The 18,879-nt window shown below is 34.3% G+C and carries 21 protein-coding genes; 14 read left to right on the top strand and 7 right to left on the bottom strand.

The genetic code is table 11. The features are described 5' to 3' along the window. Window positions 1-11: 11 nt before the first annotated feature. The gene (locus ACZIX2_RS03580; RefSeq protein WP_463338711.1) at window positions 12-449 is read right to left on the bottom strand and encodes a hypothetical protein; all 438 of its coding nucleotides are present in this window, start codon (window positions 447-449) and stop codon (window positions 12-14) included. A gap of 265 nt (window positions 450-714) precedes the next feature. Between ACZIX2_RS03580 and ACZIX2_RS03575 the strand changes: the two genes are divergently transcribed. The 4 genes from ACZIX2_RS03575 to ACZIX2_RS03560 all read left to right on the top strand — a co-directional run bounded on the left by ACZIX2_RS03575 (window position 715) and on the right by ACZIX2_RS03560 (window position 4,015). Continuing rightward, on the top strand, window positions 715-1,176 hold the full coding sequence (locus ACZIX2_RS03575) for a hypothetical protein (RefSeq protein ID WP_463338710.1): 462 nt from the start codon (window positions 715-717) through the stop codon (window positions 1,174-1,176). Between the two features lie 77 nt (window positions 1,177-1,253). Beyond that, window positions 1,254-2,666, top strand: a complete 1,413-nt coding sequence (rlmD, locus tag ACZIX2_RS03570) for a 23S rRNA (uracil(1939)-C(5))-methyltransferase RlmD (RefSeq protein WP_463338709.1) — start codon at window positions 1,254-1,256, stop codon at window positions 2,664-2,666. A gap of 10 nt (window positions 2,667-2,676) precedes the next feature. Then, complete coding sequence (locus ACZIX2_RS03565) at window positions 2,677-3,222, top strand: DUF6452 family protein (RefSeq protein ID WP_463338708.1); 546 nt, start codon at window positions 2,677-2,679, stop codon at window positions 3,220-3,222. Next, window positions 3,194-4,015 carry a DUF6048 family protein gene (locus ACZIX2_RS03560; RefSeq protein ID WP_463338956.1) on the top strand — a complete coding sequence of 274 codons (822 nt, stop codon included), beginning with the start codon at window positions 3,194-3,196 and terminating at the stop codon, window positions 4,013-4,015. The genes ACZIX2_RS03565 and ACZIX2_RS03560 overlap by 29 nt, the downstream gene beginning before the upstream one ends. An 80-nt stretch (window positions 4,016-4,095) precedes the next feature. Here ACZIX2_RS03560 and ACZIX2_RS03555 read toward each other — a convergent pair whose 3' ends face one another. Continuing rightward, window positions 4,096-4,332, bottom strand: coding sequence for a hypothetical protein (locus tag ACZIX2_RS03555; RefSeq protein WP_463338707.1), 237 nt, complete (start codon window positions 4,330-4,332; stop codon window positions 4,096-4,098). Between the two features lie 86 nt (window positions 4,333-4,418). After that, window positions 4,419-5,582 (bottom strand): THUMP domain-containing class I SAM-dependent RNA methyltransferase, encoded by a 1,164-nt coding sequence (locus ACZIX2_RS03550; RefSeq protein WP_463338706.1) that lies wholly within the window; start codon window positions 5,580-5,582, stop codon window positions 4,419-4,421. Between the two features lie 110 nt (window positions 5,583-5,692). Here ACZIX2_RS03550 and ACZIX2_RS03545 point away from each other — a divergent pair, with 110 nt between their 5' ends. The 8 genes from ACZIX2_RS03545 (at window position 5,693) to ACZIX2_RS03510 (ending at window position 11,044) form a co-directional block, all read left to right on the top strand. Beyond that, window positions 5,693-6,436, top strand: coding sequence for a class I SAM-dependent methyltransferase (locus ACZIX2_RS03545; RefSeq protein WP_463338705.1), 744 nt, complete (start codon window positions 5,693-5,695; stop codon window positions 6,434-6,436). Window positions 6,437-6,505: 69 nt separating this feature from the next. Continuing rightward, on the top strand, window positions 6,506-7,174 hold the full coding sequence (locus ACZIX2_RS03540) for a ZIP family metal transporter (protein WP_463338704.1): 669 nt from the start codon (window positions 6,506-6,508) through the stop codon (window positions 7,172-7,174). Between the two features lie 164 nt (window positions 7,175-7,338). Beyond that, window positions 7,339-7,806: a hypothetical protein gene (locus ACZIX2_RS03535; protein WP_463338703.1), complete on the top strand. Its 468-nt coding sequence runs from the start codon at window positions 7,339-7,341 to the stop codon at window positions 7,804-7,806. Window positions 7,807-8,088: 282 nt separating this feature from the next. Beyond that, window positions 8,089-8,907: an N-acetylmuramic acid 6-phosphate etherase gene (gene murQ / locus ACZIX2_RS03530; RefSeq protein ID WP_463338702.1), complete on the top strand. Its 819-nt coding sequence runs from the start codon at window positions 8,089-8,091 to the stop codon at window positions 8,905-8,907. Between the two features lie 114 nt (window positions 8,908-9,021). Beyond that, window positions 9,022-9,243 carry a DUF6095 family protein gene (locus ACZIX2_RS03525; protein WP_463338701.1) on the top strand — a complete coding sequence of 74 codons (222 nt, stop codon included), beginning with the start codon at window positions 9,022-9,024 and terminating at the stop codon, window positions 9,241-9,243. Further along, window positions 9,243-9,815, top strand: coding sequence for a pentapeptide repeat-containing protein (locus tag ACZIX2_RS03520; protein ID WP_463338700.1), 573 nt, complete (start codon window positions 9,243-9,245; stop codon window positions 9,813-9,815). Before ACZIX2_RS03525 ends, ACZIX2_RS03520 begins: the two co-directional genes overlap by 1 nt. A gap of 35 nt (window positions 9,816-9,850) precedes the next feature. Beyond that, window positions 9,851-10,225, top strand: a complete 375-nt coding sequence (locus tag ACZIX2_RS03515; protein WP_463338699.1) for a DNA topoisomerase IV — start codon at window positions 9,851-9,853, stop codon at window positions 10,223-10,225. Window positions 10,226-10,276: 51 nt separating this feature from the next. Then, window positions 10,277-11,044: a TerC family protein gene (locus ACZIX2_RS03510; RefSeq protein ID WP_463338698.1), complete on the top strand. Its 768-nt coding sequence runs from the start codon at window positions 10,277-10,279 to the stop codon at window positions 11,042-11,044. Window positions 11,045-11,096: 52 nt separating this feature from the next. Here the strand turns inward: ACZIX2_RS03510 and ACZIX2_RS03505 are convergent, their stop codons facing one another. From ACZIX2_RS03505 to ACZIX2_RS03490, 4 genes are all read right to left on the bottom strand, one after another. Next, on the bottom strand, window positions 11,097-12,770 hold the full coding sequence (locus tag ACZIX2_RS03505) for a formate--tetrahydrofolate ligase (protein WP_463338697.1): 1,674 nt from the start codon (window positions 12,768-12,770) through the stop codon (window positions 11,097-11,099). A gap of 117 nt (window positions 12,771-12,887) precedes the next feature. Further along, window positions 12,888-15,593 carry a DNA gyrase/topoisomerase IV subunit A gene (locus ACZIX2_RS03500; protein WP_463338696.1) on the bottom strand — a complete coding sequence of 902 codons (2,706 nt, stop codon included), beginning with the start codon at window positions 15,591-15,593 and terminating at the stop codon, window positions 12,888-12,890. 38 nt (window positions 15,594-15,631) lie between these two features. Further along, entirely contained in the window at window positions 15,632-15,814 is a 183-nt protein-coding gene (locus ACZIX2_RS03495) for a hypothetical protein (protein WP_438059781.1), read from the bottom strand. Window positions 15,815-15,824: 10 nt separating this feature from the next. After that, on the bottom strand, window positions 15,825-17,681 hold the full coding sequence (locus tag ACZIX2_RS03490; RefSeq protein WP_463338695.1) for a DNA topoisomerase IV subunit B: 1,857 nt from the start codon (window positions 17,679-17,681) through the stop codon (window positions 15,825-15,827). 306 nt (window positions 17,682-17,987) lie between these two features. Here ACZIX2_RS03490 and tpx point away from each other — a divergent pair, with 306 nt between their 5' ends. Beyond that, a complete protein-coding gene (gene tpx, locus ACZIX2_RS03485) occupies window positions 17,988-18,485 on the top strand; it encodes a thiol peroxidase (RefSeq protein WP_463338694.1) in 498 nt (165 codons plus the stop codon). Window positions 18,486-18,495: 10 nt separating this feature from the next. Continuing rightward, entirely contained in the window at window positions 18,496-18,870 is a 375-nt protein-coding gene (locus ACZIX2_RS03480) for a diacylglycerol kinase family protein (RefSeq protein WP_463338693.1), read from the top strand. The last annotated feature ends 9 nt before the right edge of the window (window positions 18,871-18,879 follow it).

Raw genomic sequence — 18,879 nt, 5'->3', positions numbered from 1 at the left:
CAGTTGAGTACTTAACGAATTTGAATTTTAGGATCATGCATGTTTGACACCCCATTGATGGTATAATAAATCCCATATTCTTCTATAGTTCCTTCAGTTACTTCACCGACATCACCAACTAAATCACCATCGCTATTCTTTTTAGGAGAAGTTATAAAAACATTTACTCCATTCTTAGACACTATACTATCTAAAGAAGTTATCCCGGAGTCGGATACTAATTTCCATTTAATTCTCGTGTTTTTTGAGACTTTGGTAGTGATATCAGGTCCTTTCGAATTGCCATCGTCCAAAATCAAGCCTGTCCCGTCTTGATTTAAACTTACTTTAATCACCTCCCTAAAAACATTATCAACATCCTTATTTTTCCTTTCGTATCCCTCTCTCGGAACGAATGAAGTAAAAAACATAAGACTCAGAACTACAACGAATTGAATTGAATGCTTCATAATAATAATTTTTAACGATTAGTAATCTATTTTAAAACCAAACTACCTCAAACTACTGATTTTTAATTATTTAACCCCATCAAAGATACTTATTTTTAATCACTATATAATGTATTCTTTACAAATATGATTGAAAAACCCAAAATCAAAATTCGGTTTTTGCTAATAAAAATAATTTTACTATCTTCATGATTATCATTTATTTACAAAACTCATCGCGTTAAAACATCAAAAAAACTTCGTAAACATCCTAAAAACTGTAATCATGAAAAGAGTCTTTATACTGCTTAGTTTACTACTTATTACAGGCTGTAAAACCCAAAAAATTGATGTAAATGATAAAAAAAAGGTACGTGTATCCGAATTAACAACCGACGAAAATTCACAAGAAAAAAAGGCTTATGAACTTGGTAAAAGAGTACTTAGCACCTGTAATACCAATGAATTCATTCCGTTTTCAGAAAATGAAGCTACTGAAAAAGTGATAAACAATTCAAAACTTGAGAAATTAAAAAAAATCTGTGAAAAGTTCAATAAAGAGTATGGTGCCTTCAAAGACTTAGAATTTATCGAAATGATGTTTCGTAAAAAAGACAGTTCCAACACGTATCGTTTTAAAGCTCATTTTGAAAAAGATAGCATTACAAAAGAAATGCGTGTAAAAATGAATAAGAAAAATAAAGCTTCTGCAATTACCACTAAAGACTGGAAAGACATCATGGAATAAAGTGCGAAGCATAACAATTGGATAAAAAAAATCATAATTCAAATCCAAAAGTTAAATCTATAGCTTATTTTTGCGCTATGGCAAAGAAAAATACAGACAAAGTTGTCTTTCATCAGTTAAAAGTCCTTGACGCAGGCGCAAAAGGCGTTTCGGTAGCCAAAGCTCCCGATGGTAAAGTTGTATTCATCCCAAATGTTGTTCCTGGAGATGTAATCGATGTACAAACACTAAAAAAGAGAAAAGCCTATTACGAGGGTAAGGCTGTAAAATTTCATGAATACTCACAACACCGCGTTGCGCCAATTTGTGATCATTTTGGTGTTTGTGGAGGTTGCAAATGGCAAAACATGAATTACAGCCAACAATTGTTTTTTAAGCAAAACGAAGTTCAAAATCACTTACAACGTATTGGAAAAATCGAACTTCCAGAATTTGACCCTATTTTAGGATCAGAAAAACAATTCTTTTATCGCAATAAAATGGAATTTTCATTTTCAAATAGCCGATGGTTAACCGAAAATGAAATTGATAGCAAAGAAGAAGTAGCGAACAAAAATGCTTTAGGATTTCATATTCCTAAAATGTGGGATAAAATTTTGGACATCCAAAAATGTCATTTACAAGAAGATCCTTCCAATGCCATTCGCAATAGCATTCGCGATTTTGCCAACGAAAACAATTTGAGTTTTTTCAATCCAAGAGCTCAAGAAGGCTTATTAAGAACCTTAATGATTCGAACAGCTTCAACTGGCGAAATCATGGTTTTGATACAATTTTATGAAGACGATCAAGAAAAAAGAGAATTACTTTTAGATTTCTTGTATGAAAAATTTCCTCAAATAACATCTTTACAATTTGTCATCAACAATAAGGCAAACGATACTTTGTATGACACTGAAGTGCAATTATACAAAGGTCGCGAATATATTTTGGAAGAAATGGAAGGTTTGAAATTTTGCATCAATGCTAAATCTTTTTACCAAACCAATTCGGATCAAGCCTACGAACTTTATAAAATCACAAGAGAATTTGCCGGACTAACAGGTAATGAAATTGTATATGATTTATACACCGGAACAGGTACTATTGCTCAATTTGTTTCCAAAAAAGCAAAAAAAGTTGTAGGTGTTGAGAGTGTTCCAGAAGCCATTAAAGATGCCAAAGCCAATGCAGAACGCAACAAAATTTCAAATTGCACCTTTTTTGTTGGCGATATGAAGGTAGTTTTTAATGATGCATTTATCGCGCAAAATGGACAACCCGATGTTATCATTACCGATCCCCCTAGAGACGGTATGCACAAAGATGTTATAGAACAAATTTTAAAAATTGCTCCTAAAAAAGTAGTTTACGTAAGTTGTAATTCAGCGACACAAGCTAGAGATTTAGCCTTAATGGATGAAAAATACAAAGTAACAAGAGTTCGTCCTGTGGATATGTTTCCACAAACACATCATGTTGAAAATGTAGTTTTATTAGAAAGACGTTAATGCATCTCAAATGAAAAAAATCCATTATCTAATTCTCCTTTTAACTTTGTTTTATTCTTTTTCCGGTTGCGAAAAAGACGACATTTGCGATCCTAATACGCCAACTACACCAAGATTGGTTATTAAATTTTATGATATAAACAATCCAACCGTAGAAAAAAGTGTAACCAATTTAAAAGTAATTGGAGAAGGCATGACTGAAGGGGTGATTTTTGAACCCAAAGCTACGGGAGAAGCTAAGTATTTGGCCAATTCGAAATCAATAGCAATACCTTTGAAAACCAATAGTACTAGTACTTCATTTCAATTTGTCTTGAATTCTGGCAGTTCCAATTTGGCATTTGTCAATACCGACATAATTACTTTTAGTTATACTACAAATGAAGTCTATGTTTCAAGAGCTTGTGGCTTCAAAACCATATTCGAAATGAGTCCGAGTAATCCTTTCATTCATACCGATGGTGCAGTAGCCGACACCAAATGGATGAAATTTATTCAGCTGCAAAAAACCAACATCAATGACGAAAATGAAGTGCATCTTTCCATATTTTTTTAGTAGTTTTTTTATCCTTTTTTGTACTATTTTGCAGGCACAGGAAACCCAATCGACTCCTTTGAAAGCCGATAATATACTGCCAGCAAAACCCGTTCAGGAAGTTGAAAAACTACCCAAGAAGAAAGAAAACGACACAATTAAACCCAAAATAAATCGCTATGGGTTAAGGGTTGGTGTAGATTTGTACAAACTTACTCGAGGATTATACGACAAAGACTACAAAGGAATTGAATTTGTAGGAGATTATCGACTTACTAAAAATTACTATTTGGCAGCAGAGCTCGGTACAGAAAACAAAACAACCGAAGATACACGACTGAATTCTACTGCCCAAGGGTCTTATCTCAAAGCAGGTTTCGACTACAATGCTTATGAAAACTGGCTTGATATGGAAAACATCATCTCTATTGGTTTACGAGCAGGGTTTTCTACCTTTAATCAACAGTTGAATAGCTACAAAATTTATAATCCTAATCCTTATTGGGGAGAAGTACCTCCTATAGTATCTGGAAAAAAATTCAATGGATTAAGCGCTTCTTGGATTGAAGTCGTAGCGGGCATTAAAGCCAAAATGTTTGATAATGTTTTTATGGGATTCAGCTTAAGACTCAACCGACTGATAACCAACAAAGAACCTAAAGGTTTTGAAAACCTCTACATCCCAGGATTTAACAGAACATATGATGGTGATTTTGGTGTGGGATTCAATTATACCATTTCTTATTTTATTCCTCTATACAAAAAGAAGATTCTTCCAGAAATTACTGCAAAAAACAATAAACCCAAGAATTAATATTGGGGAAATAAATAAAAAAAAAAGCGTTTTTACTTTAACTGGTAAAAACGCTTTTTTGTATCAATAGGGTTTGTCTATTAACCAATAATTCGCACGCCTTTGATAAAAATCCATTTCATAAACAATTTTTCTCCGTCTTTGGTTTTGATAGCCTGAAATTGAGGCACCAAAATAGTACCGATTACAAATGCCGTAATAGAAACCCATAATCCAGTTAATGCTGTATAGTGCCCTATCAAATAGCGGGAGGTGAGATATAATACTCCAAAACATCCCATTTGATATAATAACGCACGTAATTGTAATTTAGTCATAATGCTCCCCTAGACATGTCCTATTGGGGCTAAATAGGTTTTTAAGTTGTAACTACTGAATAAATCGAATTGAAGATGGAAACCAATTATTCCGATAATGTTTGAAACTTGGTTCGTTTGCTGCCTTCATACATTTCATACTTAACCAAACGAGCTTCAATACTTCCATTAAATAATTTAATTTTTCTAGAAGGTTTCAAACCTACATATTTTAGAGCTTCTAAGTTTCCAGTGATAAACCAAGCATGGGTTCCAGGATAGCTCTTTTTTAAAGTATCTCCTATGTTCTTATAAAAATTTTCTGTTTGAATATCCAAACGTTCATCATAGGGCGGGTTAAAAACCATATGCAGTCTTCCTTCTGTGGTTTTTTCAGTATCAAAGAAGTTTGCCTCTTGAATCGACACATACTCTTCCAAATTTGCATTTCGGATATTCTCTTTCGCCTTCAAAACAGCGCTCGGAGCTTTGTCATACCCTTTGATGGTATAATGAAACTCTTTTACTTTTTTTAATAAACTATCCATGATTTGATCAAACAAATCATTGTCCCAATCCTTCCATTTCTCAAAAGCAAATTCTTTTCTATTGATATTAGCAGGAATGTTGCAAGCAATCATAGCAGCTTCTGCCAAAAATGTCCCAGACCCACACATCGGGTCTAAAAAATGTCCTTGCCCTTCCCAACCTGACAACAACAAAATACCTGCTGCTAAAACCTCATTAATAGGCGCAATATTGGTAGCTACTCGATAACCTCGCTGATGCAATGAATTACCAGAAGTATCCAATGCAACCGATACTTGATCTTTACCAATATGAATATTGATTCTCAAATCAGGAAACATTTTGTCTATACTTGGTCTTTGTCCTGTTCGCTCCCTAAATTGATCCACAATAGCATCCTTACATTTTTGCGAAACAAACTCTGAGTGATTAAAATACTCTGAATGCACCGTAGTATCAATCACAAACGTTTGATTAGCGTTAAGATATTTAGACCAATTAACACTTGCAATTCCTTTATACAAGGCTTTTTCGTTATTGGCACGAAAAGAATAGATAGGTTTTAAAATTTTTAATGCAGTACGCAACGATAGATTGGCTTTGTACATAAATCCCTTATCGCCTTTAAAACTAACCATACGCACGCCTAATTCTACATCTTGAGCACCTAATTGGCGTAATTCTTGAGCTAAAATTTCTTCAAAACCAAAAAAGGTTTTGGCGACCATTTTATAATTCTCCATTTTCTTCTTTATTCCATAATTAAAACACCAAATTCCAAACTATTTGGAATAGTATATTTGTTGCAAAAATAAACTAAATTTGCGGCTTAATTTATAATGAAAAAGAATAAATGCTGAATTCTTTACCCCAAAAAACTAATAATTGGTACGCCTCTTGGTTTGACACCCCTTATTACCACATTCTTTACAAAGAAAGAAACTACAGAGAAGCGCAAGTTTTCATGGATAACTTGACTCAATATCTTAATTTACCACAAAACGCCAAAGTGTTAGATTTAGCTTGTGGCAAAGGCAGGCATGCGATTTACTTAAGCCAATTAGGATTTGATGTACTAGGAGCTGATCTTTCCGAAAACAGTATTAAAGAAGCTCAAAAAAATACTGCTCCTAACCTGCATTTCCAAGTGCATGATATGAGGATGCCTTATGATGAAAAATTCGATGCTATTTTCAACTTATTCACTAGTTTTGGTTATTTTGAAAACGACGAAGACAACCTTACAACCTTAAAAGCAATCAAGGAGAGCTTAAGCGAATATGGATTTGCGGTTATCGATTTTATGAATGTAAATTATGTTATAAATAACTTAGTGCCTGAGGAAGTAAAAGAAGTGGAAGGCATCGAATTTCACATCAAAAGATATGTAAGTGACGGCCATATTTATAAAGAAATTGATTTTGAAGACCAAGGAGAAAAGTACCATTTCACCGAAAAAGTAAAAGCTTTAACTTTACAAGACTTTGAGGAATTAATGGAGCAAGCAGGTATATACCTTTTGGATACTTTTGGCGATTATAAACTAAAAAAATTCCATAAAACAGAAAGCGAACGATTGATCATGATTTTCAAATAATTTTTGGAAACCTGTTCACCTTTTAAAAAAAAGAATAAGTATTTTATACCATAAAGAAATTTTCCATAAATGAATTACCTATTGCCATTGCTAGCTGTACTTTTAGGATATATCATAGCATTAGTAATTAAGCCTAAAAAAAAGACCAACCTAAAACTATTATTAGCTTTTAGCGGTTCATTTTTATTGGCTATTACTGTTATTCAATTACTACCAGAAGTATATGCGGTACACAATCACAATGTTGGGATTTTCATTATGATTGGAATTTTGTTTCAAATTGTCTTAGAGTTTTTCTCTAAAGGTGCTGAGCATGGACACGTTCATGGACACGGTAAAATATACCATATCCCATGGTTATTGTTCATTAGTTTATGCACGCATGCTTTTTTAGAAGGATTTCCTGTAGGACATCATCACGACTTAGCCTTCGGAATTGCCATTCATCATCTTCCCATTGCTATCATCTTGACTACATTTTTTGATCAAGCCCAACTCAACAAAAATGCCATTTTGTGGTTTATGCTTTTGTTTGCTGTAATGACTCCACTAGGTACTTTGTGTGCTAATACCCTGCCACAATTACAAAACTACATTACCGAAATTACGGCAATTGTAATAGGAATTTTATTTCATATTTCTTCCACTATCATTTTCGAAAGTAGCGAAGGTCATAAATTTAACATCGCGAAGGTCTCTATGATTGTTATAGGAATCCTCTTAGCAATAATGTTATAAATTAAAGTGGAGCCTATTGCTTTTGTATTCGAAAATCAAAGCGACAAAAGCTATTAAATTGCATTTCATCTGAACTTTTTGCTATTAAACTGATTTATTTTGAAGCTATTACAGATTTAAATTTCCTTTGAACTCAATTTGGATGTTGTTGATATTAATTTCAATTGAATTCAAATAGAAATTATGAATCAAATGTAGCCGTAACCAATTTAAAACTGTTTATTATGTTTAGTTTGTTTCAAAAAAAATCCAGAGAATTTTCCAAAACTGAAAGTCACATTTTTGGCATTATTACTGAGCTATTAAAAAGAAACAGTACTGATATCCATTGTGATGAATTAGGCGGAAAATATTATTTGAGTAATGAAGACCATCATATCAGAGTAACTATCTTCAGTAATGAATATGTTATTAGAATTACAAATACTCATGACTCGATAGCGGAAAAGTACGACAACTTCCTTGTTGACAAATTGTTATTGGCCGTAAGAGAAGAAAAACAAAAAAGAATGGATTTAATTTGCGGTTCCATCTCAGACAGTATCGAAAATATGGCTGAACGCTTACACAAAACATTAACTGAGTCAACAGAAAAGGACCCTGCAATCATTAAGATGGCAAAAACCAATTAAGCTTTAGCCCTACTAGTTCCTCGCTATTCAACTTTTAAAATTTCCACTCAAAGTGAGATTTCCTACAATTAATATTTTAGACTAAAATTGCTTCAAAACATAACGTTAGATTATACATACCACTTCTGCAATCCCAATTCCATTATTCCATCAGATTTCAAATTAAAACTTTGAAGATTTCATAATTAAACTTACCCAAACTACAAACTGATGTTTAATTCAATAGGACTCCTAAATTTTATTTAACTTTGGGGCTTTAAAATTTCACTATAAATATTTATTATGACGTTCATAAAAACGACCGAACAAACTTCGAATTACGATGATTTAGACCAAATGTCCGTACAAGAGATTTTGGCTTCTATCAATAAAGAAGACCAAACTGTTCCAATGGCCGTTGAAAAAGCTTTACCACAAATTGAAAAACTTGTAAACGAAATTGTTACTAAACTAAGAAAAGGTGGACGCCTTTTTTATATAGGAGCAGGAACATCCGGTCGATTAGGAATTCTAGACGCCTCAGAATGTCCCCCGACTTATGGGGTTCCGTTTGATTTGGTTGTAGGTATCATTGCAGGAGGCGACACAGCCATTCGCAAAGCTGTAGAAAATGCCGAAGACGATGCTCAGCAAGCTTGGATCGATTTACAACAATTCAATATCAACGAAAATGATGTGGTCGTTGGTATTGCTGCTTCTGGAACAACTCCTTATGTAATTGGTGGTTTGGAAGCATGTAATCAAAACAATATTAGCACTGGTAGCATCTCTTGCAATGCAGGAAGCCCCCTTTCAAAAACAGCACAATACCCTATAGAAGTTATTGTTGGACCAGAATTTGTTACAGGAAGTTCGAGAATGAAAGCTGGTACTGCACAAAAGTTAGTACTCAATATGATTACCACCACCACTATGATTCAGCTTGGAAAAGTGAAAGGAAACAAAATGGTAGACATGCAATTGAGTAATAACAAACTGGTAGACCGAGGCATCAAAATGATCATGAGCGAAATACCAGTTAGCTACGATCAAGCCTCAATATTGCTTGAAAAATATGGTAGTGTAAGAAAAGCAGTTGATAACTATTTAACAAACAAGTAAGCTATCTACCTGTTCATTTACAACAGCCAAAAGAGCTTTTAATGCAACTCTATTTTAACTGGTTGATTATTTTTTGCTTCTCATTGTGTAATTTAAAATTTCGAAAACATTAAAATGGCTACAAACAAGGACCACATTGCAAAAGGGCTAAAATTCCTACTCGGTACACTTCCTTTACTCTTCATAGGCCCCGCTATCATTTATAATGCCTTTATGAACCAACACACCCTTTGGCATTACTTAGTCTTGGGTATTGGAATCATAATATGTATTGTTGCAATGTATCTAATGTATTCTGGTTTACAATGGGTAATTAAAGGAATTTTTAATGACTAATGGAAAATTTAATCAACTTTCAAATTGTATTTGAAAAACTCAACACACACCATCAAAGCATTCGAAACTATGAATTTGAAGAATGTGTTTTTAAAAATTGCGATTTTTCAAATGCCGATTTGAGCCAAAGTATGTTTATAGATTGCGAATTTATAGATTGTAATCTCTCCATGGTTCAATTAAAAAGTACAGGGTTAAAGAAAAATTACTTTAAAAACTGTAAAATAATGGGCGCTCCATTTCAGGAATGTGATGATTTTTTATTCGAAGTGCGTTTTGAAGATTGCATATTAGATTATGCTTCTTTTGCCAATAAGAAAATGCATAACACCCTATTTACAAATTGCTCCATGAAAGAAGTTGTATTTCATCACACCCAATTAAATAAAAGTGTTTTTGACAATTGCAATTTAGATCGTGCCTTTTTCCATGAAACACAACTAGCAAATGCAGATTTTAGAACCGCATACAACTACAAAATTGATCCAGCAAAAAATCCTATGAAAAAAGCCAAATTTTCGACAGCGGGAATTTGCGGCCTTTTGGATCAATACGAAATCATCGTTGAATAAAAATGAAAACCTATAACCTTTAACCCAAAGTAATAATGAAAAAACTACTTCTACTTGTCCCAATGCTCACTTTTTTTTCTTGTTACAACTCCGAAAGGAAATGTGCCGATTTCAAAACGGGAAAATTTCAATTTGAATATGACGTAAATGGCGCCAAAAAAATAACTACTTTTGAAAGAAATGACAGCATCGAAATTGAAACTTTCGAAGGCAAAACTGATACCGCTTCCATACGTTGGGTGAACGAATGCGAATACGTACTACAAAAAAAACATCCAAAGAATATGGCCGAAGAAAAAGCTATTCATATTAAAATTTTAACTACCGATAACAATTCATACACTTTTGAATTTGGTATTTTAGGTACTGATGCTAAACAAAGAGGTGTTGTAACCAAAATCGAAGACTAATTACACAACATTCAACTACAATCATTTATATACTAATCAAACCAAAATATTATGGAAGTATTTTTAAATCCTGATGCATGGATTGCCTTGCTCACTTTAACTTTCTTAGAAATTGTATTAGGAATAGATAATATCATTTTTATCTCAATTGCAACTAGCAAACTTCCTATTGAGAAACGCAAAAAAGCCACAAAAATCGGAATGTTTCTAGCCATGTTCATGCGTATAACTCTACTATTTGGAATTAACTTATTAATCCAAATGAAAAAGCCTTGGTTTACTATTGATTGGGGGTGGCTTCATGCTGGAATTACTGGCCAAAGTATCATACTACTCTTAGGCGGATTGTTTTTAATTTACAAAAGCACCAACGAAATTAGAGAAAAAGTAGACGAAAAAGGTCAAGAAGAAAAGGAATTAGGAAAAGCAGCAACCAAATCATTCCAAAGTGTGATTCTGCAAATCATCATGATCGATTTGGTCTTTTCTTTTGATAGTATATTAACTGCAGTCGGGATGACCAATGGAGTTCCTGGAGCGCTCTATATTATGATTACTGCTGTAGTTGTATCGGTATTCATCATGATGCAATTTGCTGTGCCTGTGGGCAACTTTGTGAACAAGCATCCATCTATCCAAATCTTAGGACTATCTTTCTTGATACTGATTGGTTTCATGTTACTAACCGAAAGTGCTCATTTGGCCAATGCTTCAATTTTGGGCAGTCATGTTACCCCTATCCCTAAAGGGTACTTATACTTTGCTATTTCTTTTTCGCTCTTTGTCGAAATATTGAACATGAAAACCAAAAAGAAATAATTATAAATACTGAATAAACGAAAGAGTTGTCTAAATAGACAACTCTTTTATTTTAAGACAATCCCGAAATCACGCCATTATCATCAATATCGATTCGGATAGCATTAGGGAGTTTAGGTAAACCCGGCATACGCATCACATCGCCTAGCAATGGAATTACAAATCCCGCGCCACTGGCAAATTCAAATTCGCGTACCGTTACAGTAAAATTGCTTGGGCTTCCAATTTTTTTCTCATCATCAGAAAAACTCGCTGGAGTTTTTACCATACAAATTGAAAAATGGTCAAATCCAAGTTCGCTAATGGTTTTCAATTGTTTTTTTGCCTTAGAAGAATATTCCACCCCCGTTGCCCCATAAATTTGGGTAGCAATAGTTGCTATTTTAGTAGATATACTATCTGTATTTTGATACAAAGGCTGATAATTTGCACTTTCCGACTCAACTTCTTCTACAACAGCTTTTGCTAACGCTTCAGCACCTTTACCACCATCTACAAATGCAGTATTAACCAATGCCTTTACTCCTTTTTGTCGACACAACTTTATCAAAGTATCATACTCTAAAGGAGTGTCTGTTGGAAAAGCATTGATACAAACCACTGGATTAATTCCAAACTTGTGAATGTTTTGTATGTGTTTTTCTAAATTAGAAAACCCTTTTATTATTGCTTCTTTACTTTCAATGTTTAAGTCTTCAGGTGGTATACCAGCGTGGTGCTTTATAGCCTTTATTGTTGCCACTAAAACTACAGCATCCGGTTTCAAACCAGATTGCTCACATTTGATATGAAAAAATTTCTCGGCACCCAAATCGGCACCAAAACCTGCCTCGGTTACTGTATATTCTCCTAAAGACAATCCCATTTTAGTAGCAATTACCGAATTTGTTCCTTGCGCAATGCTCGCAAAAGGACCTCCATGAATAAGCGCCGGGTTTCCTTCTATAGTTTGAACTAAATTAGGCTTGATCGCATCCTTTAATAGAGCAGCCATTGCGCCGACCACGTTTAAGTCTTTTGCAAAAACAGGGGTGCCTGTATGTGTTTTCCCTACATAAATTTCCCCTAAACGTTTTTTCAAATCAGCTATATCTTTGGCCAGACACAGAATCGCCATGACTTCTGAAGCAGGTGTAATATTAAAATTCTCTTCGCGCATCACCCCATTCGACTTATCACCTATACCAATAATAATTTGACGTAAGGCACGATCATTCATATCCATTACACGTTTCCAGGCTATGGATTTGGGATCTAAATTTATAGTACTATTGGGATTATGCAATTCGTTATCGATAATGGCCGACAATAAATTATTAGCCTTTTCAATTGCTGAAAAATCACCTGTAAAATGTAAATTGATATCCTCCATAGGCAAAACCTGAGCATAACCTCCACCAGCGGCTCCACCTTTCAAACCGAATACAGGCCCTAATGATGGCTCTCTTAAAACAGCTATAGCTTTTTTGCCAATACTGTTAAGGCCATCCACTAAACCAATAGTCATAGTTGACTTGCCTTCGCCGTATTTTGTAGGCGACATAGCTGTAACAAGAACCAATTTTCCTTTTGGAAATTCGCTTTGTAAACTTAATGGCAATTTGGCTTTGTATTTTCCATACAATTCCAAATCATCTTCATCAATATTTATTTTTTGAGCAATCGTTTTTATTGAGGAAATCTTACTTTTTTGTGCAATTTCTATATCCGAAGGAAAAATACTCATAGTAAAAAAGCTTTATTTTGTTTATTCCTCAAAAATAACATAATTCCAACAAACGCCTATGATAAAAAATACATAAAAAAAAACCGTTTTTAACATTTGTTAAAAACGGCCTATCTATTATTCCAAAGACAAGGTTACTTGTCCATCATCATCAAGTTGTATCGAAGTATCATCCTCTGGTATTTCAAAATTTTCAGACTCTTCTACAACCTCCTCCTCAGGGGCTTCATATGGCAAAGGTTCTAATAGATTTACTTGTTTGAGTTTATCAGTGGTTAATTGATTACCGAGCGCTTTAAATCCTTTTACAGCAATAAAGGCTTCCATATCTACTACAAGATTATCTTTTTGCACCCCTTTGACTTTACTGAAAACCAATTCAGCCACTGGTCTATAATCGGTAGCTACAATTTCCAATCGCGAATTTAGATGTTCTGTAATAAAACTTTCTTCTTTATTCTCAAAATCCACTAAAAAGCGTTTGAGATAATATCGTTCTTTTTCGCCATCAAAATAAATTGCCGATATTGGTTTGTTGGGAATCCATTTTTCCAAAACAATCATGTCCTCATCAAAATGGGTTGATAATTCTGGAATAATTACTTTTAGTTTTCCTGCTTGTGATATTACCAATATCTTATCTGTTGGCCTAAACTCACCTAATAATTCTCCTCTACCATCAACATTTAAACGTTGAACCGTATCATCAAACCAAACCTTTCTTGGTAATAAAGTAGAAATCCCTTTCTCCTTTAACTCAATTTTCTTAATTGGATATTTGGTTACCAAATTACCCTTTGAAGCCCTTCCTTTGATGGCTAATTTGGCAAAATCAATGTCAAATTTTAATTTTTTGATACTGCCAACTTGTCTCAACAATACATTTATCACTTCTGCTTCCCCGTTGGGATTACAAGAAAAATACAAAATTTGAGATCCAGGAGTAGCATTGGTCAAATCATAGGCTTTATCTCGAGTAACTCCAGAAACATTAAAGCGTTTAATATATGATGGTCCGGATTTTCCGTCTCTGTATATTAAATTGTAAATCGTGCGTTTATCACTTTTATCAAAAACGGCAACATGAATAATGTCTTTTCCTATAAATGTCTTAGCATCTACTTTTGTCACTATCATTTTTCCGTCTCGCAAAAAGACAATTACATCGTCAATATCTGAGCAATCCGTAACGTATTCGTCTTTTTTCAAACTTGTGCCAATAAACCCTTCTTCTCTATTAACGTATAATTTGGTATTACGCAACACCACTTTTGTTGCTTCGATAGTATCAAAGCTTCTCAATTCGGTTTGGCGCTCTCTTCCTTTGCCGTATTTTTCTTTCAGCTTAGTAAAATAAGAAATCGCAAAATCGATAATATGATCCAAATGATGTTGCACTTCCTTCATTTCGTCCTCTAATTTCGCAATGAAATCATCGGCCTTATCCGAGTCAAAACGCGTGATACGAATCATTGGGATTTGCGTTAGTTTTTGCAAATCATCATCGTTTATTTCTCTTACAAAGGAGGGTTTGAAAGGCTCAAAACGATCATACATATATTGGAATAACGCTTCTTTATCCGAATACAATTTGAAGTCAATATACATTTCTTCGCGAATGAAGATTTTCTCCAAAGTTGCGAAATGCCATTTATTCTTTAATTCTTCTAATTGAATTTCGAGTTCTTGACGCAATAAATCTACGGTACGGTCGGTCGAAATTTTCAACATATCCGAAACCCCAATAAAAAGCGGTTTGTTATCTTCGATTACACAACCTAACGGTGCCACTGACGTTTCGCAAGCAGTAAAAGCAAACAAAGCATCAATAGTTTTATCAGGAGAAACACCAGGGAAAAGATGGATTAAAATCTCAACCTCGGCAGCAGTATTGTCTTCGATTTTTTTGATTTTGATTTTCCCTTTTTCATTGGCTTTCAAAATACTGTCAATCAAGCTAGAGGTATTGGTCGAAAACGGAATTTGGGTAATTACCAAAGTATTTTTGTCCAACTGACTGATCTTGGCACGCACTCGCACTCGTCCGCCACGCATTCCGTCGTTATAATTCGAAACGTCAGCGATACCTGCAGTTTGAAAATCTGGATATAAAGTAAAAGGTTTTCCTTTCAGAATTTTTATGGAAGCGTCAATCAACTCATTGAAGTTATGAGGCAACACTTTAGTGGAAAGTCCCACCGCAATTCCCTCAGCTCCTTGTGCCAAAAGCAACGGAAACTTCACGGGAAGATTGTTCGGTTCTGCACGACGACCGTCATACGACACGCCCCAATCTGTAATTTTAGGAGAATACAATACTTCCAAAGCAAATTTGGACAAACGTGCCTCGATATAACGAGAAGCAGCTGCGCCATCGCCTGTTAAAATGTTACCCCAGTTTCCTTGGCAGTCAATCAATAAATCTTTTTGACCAATTTGCACCATAGCATCGGCAATACTTTGATCCCCGTGAGGATGGTATTGCATAGTATGACCCACCACATTTGCTACTTTGTTATAACGGCCGTCGTCTAATTCTTTTAACGAATGCATAATACGGCGTTGCACCGGCTTGAATCCGTCTTCGATAGCGGGTACGGCACGTTCTAAGATTACATACGAAGCATAATCCAAAAACCAATCTTTGTACATTCCTGTAACTTTGGTAATGGTATCGTGCTCGTCGGCTTTATCTTCGTAAAAATGGTGCATCCCACTGGAAGTTACTATATCATCGAACCCTTCTTGATCATTGGCATCAAAACTGGCGTCGTTGTTTTCGTCTTCGTTAGGAAGGATGTTATCTTCTTCTTCGTCTTTCATTTATATCTTTATAAATATACTTAATCGTTACATCAATGCTAAAAAGCATACTTTTCTTTGCAAATATGTTTTTCTGTAGTCACCCAATTTCCGGTTTTGTCTTTCACCTTTTTGGTAACAATTTCACATTCTTTATGATCATTACTTTTGATAATAAAAAATGTCCCACCAAAACCTAGAGCAAAAGCTAAAACAATGAGTATTAACGTTTTTTTGTTCATTTCTAAAATACTATTCTTTCTCAATCACGTCCAAATCTACCTTCAAGTTTTTGATGATAAAATCTTGTCGGTCTGGGGTATTTTTACCCATATAAAACGATAATAATTGCTCAATTGAGGTGTTTTTATCCATCATAATAGGATCCAATCGGATGGTTTCTCCAATGAAATTTTTGAACTCATCTGGCGAAATTTCCCCGAGTCCTTTAAATCGAGTGATTTCGGGTTTGGGTTTTAATTTTTCGATGGCTTCTTTACGTTCTTCGTCAGAGTAGCAATAAATGGTTTCTTTTTTATTTCGAACTCTAAAAAGTGGCGTTTGCAAAATATACAAATGCCCTTCTTTTATTAATTCAGGAAAGAATTGCAAGAAAAAGGTAATCAACAACAAGCGAATATGCATTCCATCGACATCGGCATCGGTGGCGATTACAATATTGTTGTAGCGCAAGTCACCCATATCTTCTTCGATATTCAAAGCCGCTTGCAACAAATTGAATTCTTCATTTTCATACACAATCTTCTTACTCATTCCATAAGAATTCAAAGGCTTTCCACGCAAACTAAAAACCGCTTGCGTATTCACATCACGCGATTTGGTAATCGACCCTGAAGCCGAATCTCCCTCGGTAATAAACAATGTACTTTCTAAATATCTTGGATTTTTGATATCAGTAAGATGTACACGACAGTCCCTTAATTTTTTGTTGTGCAAACTTGCTTTTTTAGCACGGTCTTTGGCTAATTTTCGGATACCCGATAATTCTTTTCGCTCACGCTCGGCTTGCAAAATTTTTCGAAGTAACAAATCGGCAGTTTCAGGATTTTTGTGCAAGAAATTATCCAACTTGGTCGTAATAAAATCATTGACAAATGTTCTCACCGAAGGTCCTGAAGGCCCCACATCGGTCGAACCTAATTTTGTTTTCGTTTGAGACTCGAAAACTGGTTCTTCTACTTTTATAGCCACTGCCGCTACTATAGATTTTCGAATATCCGAAGCTTCAAAACCTTTATTATAATAATCTCGAATGGTTTTTACTACCGCTTCACGAAACGCATTTAAGTGCGTTCCTCCTTGTGTTGTGTTTTGACCATTAACAAAGGAGTGATACTCTTCGGAATATTGCGATTTACTATGTGTTAAAGCGATTTCAATATCGTCTCCTTCCAAATGAATGATTGGATATTGCATGTCCTCCTCGGTGATATTTTCATCTAATAAATCTTTGAGTCCAAACTCCGAGACAAACTTTTCCCCATTGTAATAAATAGTAAGCCCTCGATTGAGATAGCAATAATTTTTGAGCATTTTAACCACATACTCATTGCGATACTTATAGTTTTTAAATATCGTATCATCCGCAATAAAAGCAACTTTTGTACCTCTTCTTTTGGTAGTTTCTTGAACTTCTTCTTCTAATTGCAAATTTCCTTCAGAAAATTCGGCTGCTTTTTGTTGATTATCTCGAACTGATTCTACCCTAAAAAAATGAGACAAAGCATTTACGGCCTTGGTACCAACTCCATTCAATCCCACCGATTTTTTGAAGGCTTTCGAATCATATTTTCCTCCGGTATTCATTTTAGAAACTACATCCACCACTTTTCCTAATGGAATACCTCGTCCGTAATCACGAACAGTAACTAATTTGTCTTTGATGGTTACTTCAATAGTTTTTCCAGCTCCCATGACAAACTCATCAATACAGTTATCCAGTACTTCCTTTAATAAAATGTAAATACCATCATCAGGAGAAGACCCATCACCAAGCTTCCCAATGTACATTCCGGGACGCATACGGATGTGCTCTTTCCAATCGAGTGATCGGATATTGTCTTCATTATAACTACTTTGTTCTATCATAAATCTTTGTTGGAATTTTCTGCAATATAGCATATATCTACAAAAAATAAAAGGCTCAATTTTATTTTATAAAAGCAGAATCAAAACCTAATTTCGTTTCAAAATTGACCTACAATTACGAGATAACCGTTTCTATGAAAACAATAAAAAATTAAAACTAACTTATGTTGTAAAGAAGAAAACTACAAGTAAGCAATTAAAAATCTTAATCTATTTTTAAGAAGAAAATCACTGCCTTTATTTAAAGGTTTAGAATTTTATTCTTAAAAAAAATTCATACTTTTGAACCTTAAAAAAATCAACATTATGGCTACAGTAACATTAGGTGGAAACCCTATCCACACATCGGGAGAACTTCCAAAAATAGGAAGCAAACTAGCAGATTTCAAATTGGTTAAAAACGATTTATCAGTAGCTACATTAGCTGATTTTGCTGGTAAAAAATTAGTTCTTAACATTTTTCCTAGCATTGATACAGGTACATGTGCTACTTCGGTTAGAAAATTCAACGAAAAAGCTGCTTCTTTGACCAACACAGTTGTACTTTGTGTTTCTAGAGATTTACCTTTTGCTCAAAAACGTTTTTGTGGTGCTGAAGGAATTGAAAATGTAATTAACTTATCTGATTTTCAAGATGGTAGTTTTGGAAAAACAAACGGACTTGAAATAATAGACGGCCCTTTAGCTGGTTTACATTCTAGAGTTATTATTGTAGTTGATGAAAATGGTACAATTACACACACAGAACAAGTAGGTGAAATTGCCAACGAGCCAAACTACGAAAAAGCGTTAGCTTCATTTTAAAAAAAATTTAATGGAATTTAAAAAAGACAACTCTTTTGTAAAAGGAAGAATAAAAAGTGTTTCGTTTGCTGTTAAAGGTGCATTAAAATTAATCCAAACCGAACATAGCATTATGGTTCAATTTTCTATTGGCATCCTAATGACTTTCTTTGGTTTTTATATGCAAATTTCATCCACTGAATGGCTCATTCAAACCCTTGTAATTGGATTAGTTATGAGTATCGAAGGACTAAATACAGCGGTTGAAAAAATTGCTGATTTTATTCATCCTGATTACCATCAAAAGATTGGATTTATAAAGGATATTGCTGCAGGAGCCGTTTTCTTTGCAGCAATTACTGCTATCATAATAGGCTTAATTATTTATATCCCCAAATTCATATAGGCTTACATC

The organism is Flavobacterium riviphilum (genome assembly GCF_055231795.1).
The sequence above is the reverse complement of the archived record's forward strand: the minus strand, read 5'-3'. Positions and strand labels throughout refer to the sequence as shown.

Coding starts and splice junctions, on each gene's coding strand:
- ACZIX2_RS03545 (WP_463338705.1), top strand. CDS start 5,693: ATGCTGAATTCTTTACCCCAAAAAACTAATAATTGGTACGCCTCTTGG.
- ACZIX2_RS03515 (WP_463338699.1), top strand. CDS start 9,851: ATGAAAAAACTACTTCTACTTGTCCCAATGCTCACTTTTTTTTCTTGT.
- rlmD (WP_463338709.1), top strand. CDS start 1,254: ATGGCAAAGAAAAATACAGACAAAGTTGTCTTTCATCAGTTAAAAGTC.
- ACZIX2_RS03565 (WP_463338708.1), top strand. CDS start 2,677: ATGAAAAAAATCCATTATCTAATTCTCCTTTTAACTTTGTTTTATTCT.
- ACZIX2_RS03580 (WP_463338711.1), bottom strand. CDS start 449: ATGAAGCATTCAATTCAATTCGTTGTAGTTCTGAGTCTTATGTTTTTT.
- murQ (WP_463338702.1), top strand. CDS start 8,089: ATGACGTTCATAAAAACGACCGAACAAACTTCGAATTACGATGATTTA.
- ACZIX2_RS03540 (WP_463338704.1), top strand. CDS start 6,506: ATGAATTACCTATTGCCATTGCTAGCTGTACTTTTAGGATATATCATA.
- ACZIX2_RS03555 (WP_463338707.1), bottom strand. CDS start 4,332: ATGACTAAATTACAATTACGTGCGTTATTATATCAAATGGGATGTTTT.
- ACZIX2_RS03560 (WP_463338956.1), top strand. CDS start 3,194: ATGAAGTGCATCTTTCCATATTTTTTTAGTAGTTTTTTTATCCTTTTT.
- ACZIX2_RS03490 (WP_463338695.1), bottom strand. CDS start 17,681: ATGATAGAACAAAGTAGTTATAATGAAGACAATATCCGATCACTCGAT.
- ACZIX2_RS03505 (WP_463338697.1), bottom strand. CDS start 12,770: ATGAGTATTTTTCCTTCGGATATAGAAATTGCACAAAAAAGTAAGATT.
- ACZIX2_RS03550 (WP_463338706.1), bottom strand. CDS start 5,582: ATGGAGAATTATAAAATGGTCGCCAAAACCTTTTTTGGTTTTGAAGAA.
- ACZIX2_RS03510 (WP_463338698.1), top strand. CDS start 10,277: ATGGAAGTATTTTTAAATCCTGATGCATGGATTGCCTTGCTCACTTTA.
- ACZIX2_RS03525 (WP_463338701.1), top strand. CDS start 9,022: ATGGCTACAAACAAGGACCACATTGCAAAAGGGCTAAAATTCCTACTC.
- ACZIX2_RS03500 (WP_463338696.1), bottom strand. CDS start 15,593: ATGAAAGACGAAGAAGAAGATAACATCCTTCCTAACGAAGACGAAAAC.
- ACZIX2_RS03520 (WP_463338700.1), top strand. CDS start 9,243: ATGGAAAATTTAATCAACTTTCAAATTGTATTTGAAAAACTCAACACA.
- ACZIX2_RS03480 (WP_463338693.1), top strand. CDS start 18,496: ATGGAATTTAAAAAAGACAACTCTTTTGTAAAAGGAAGAATAAAAAGT.
- ACZIX2_RS03495 (WP_438059781.1), bottom strand. CDS start 15,814: ATGAACAAAAAAACGTTAATACTCATTGTTTTAGCTTTTGCTCTAGGT.
- ACZIX2_RS03575 (WP_463338710.1), top strand. CDS start 715: ATGAAAAGAGTCTTTATACTGCTTAGTTTACTACTTATTACAGGCTGT.
- tpx (WP_463338694.1), top strand. CDS start 17,988: ATGGCTACAGTAACATTAGGTGGAAACCCTATCCACACATCGGGAGAA.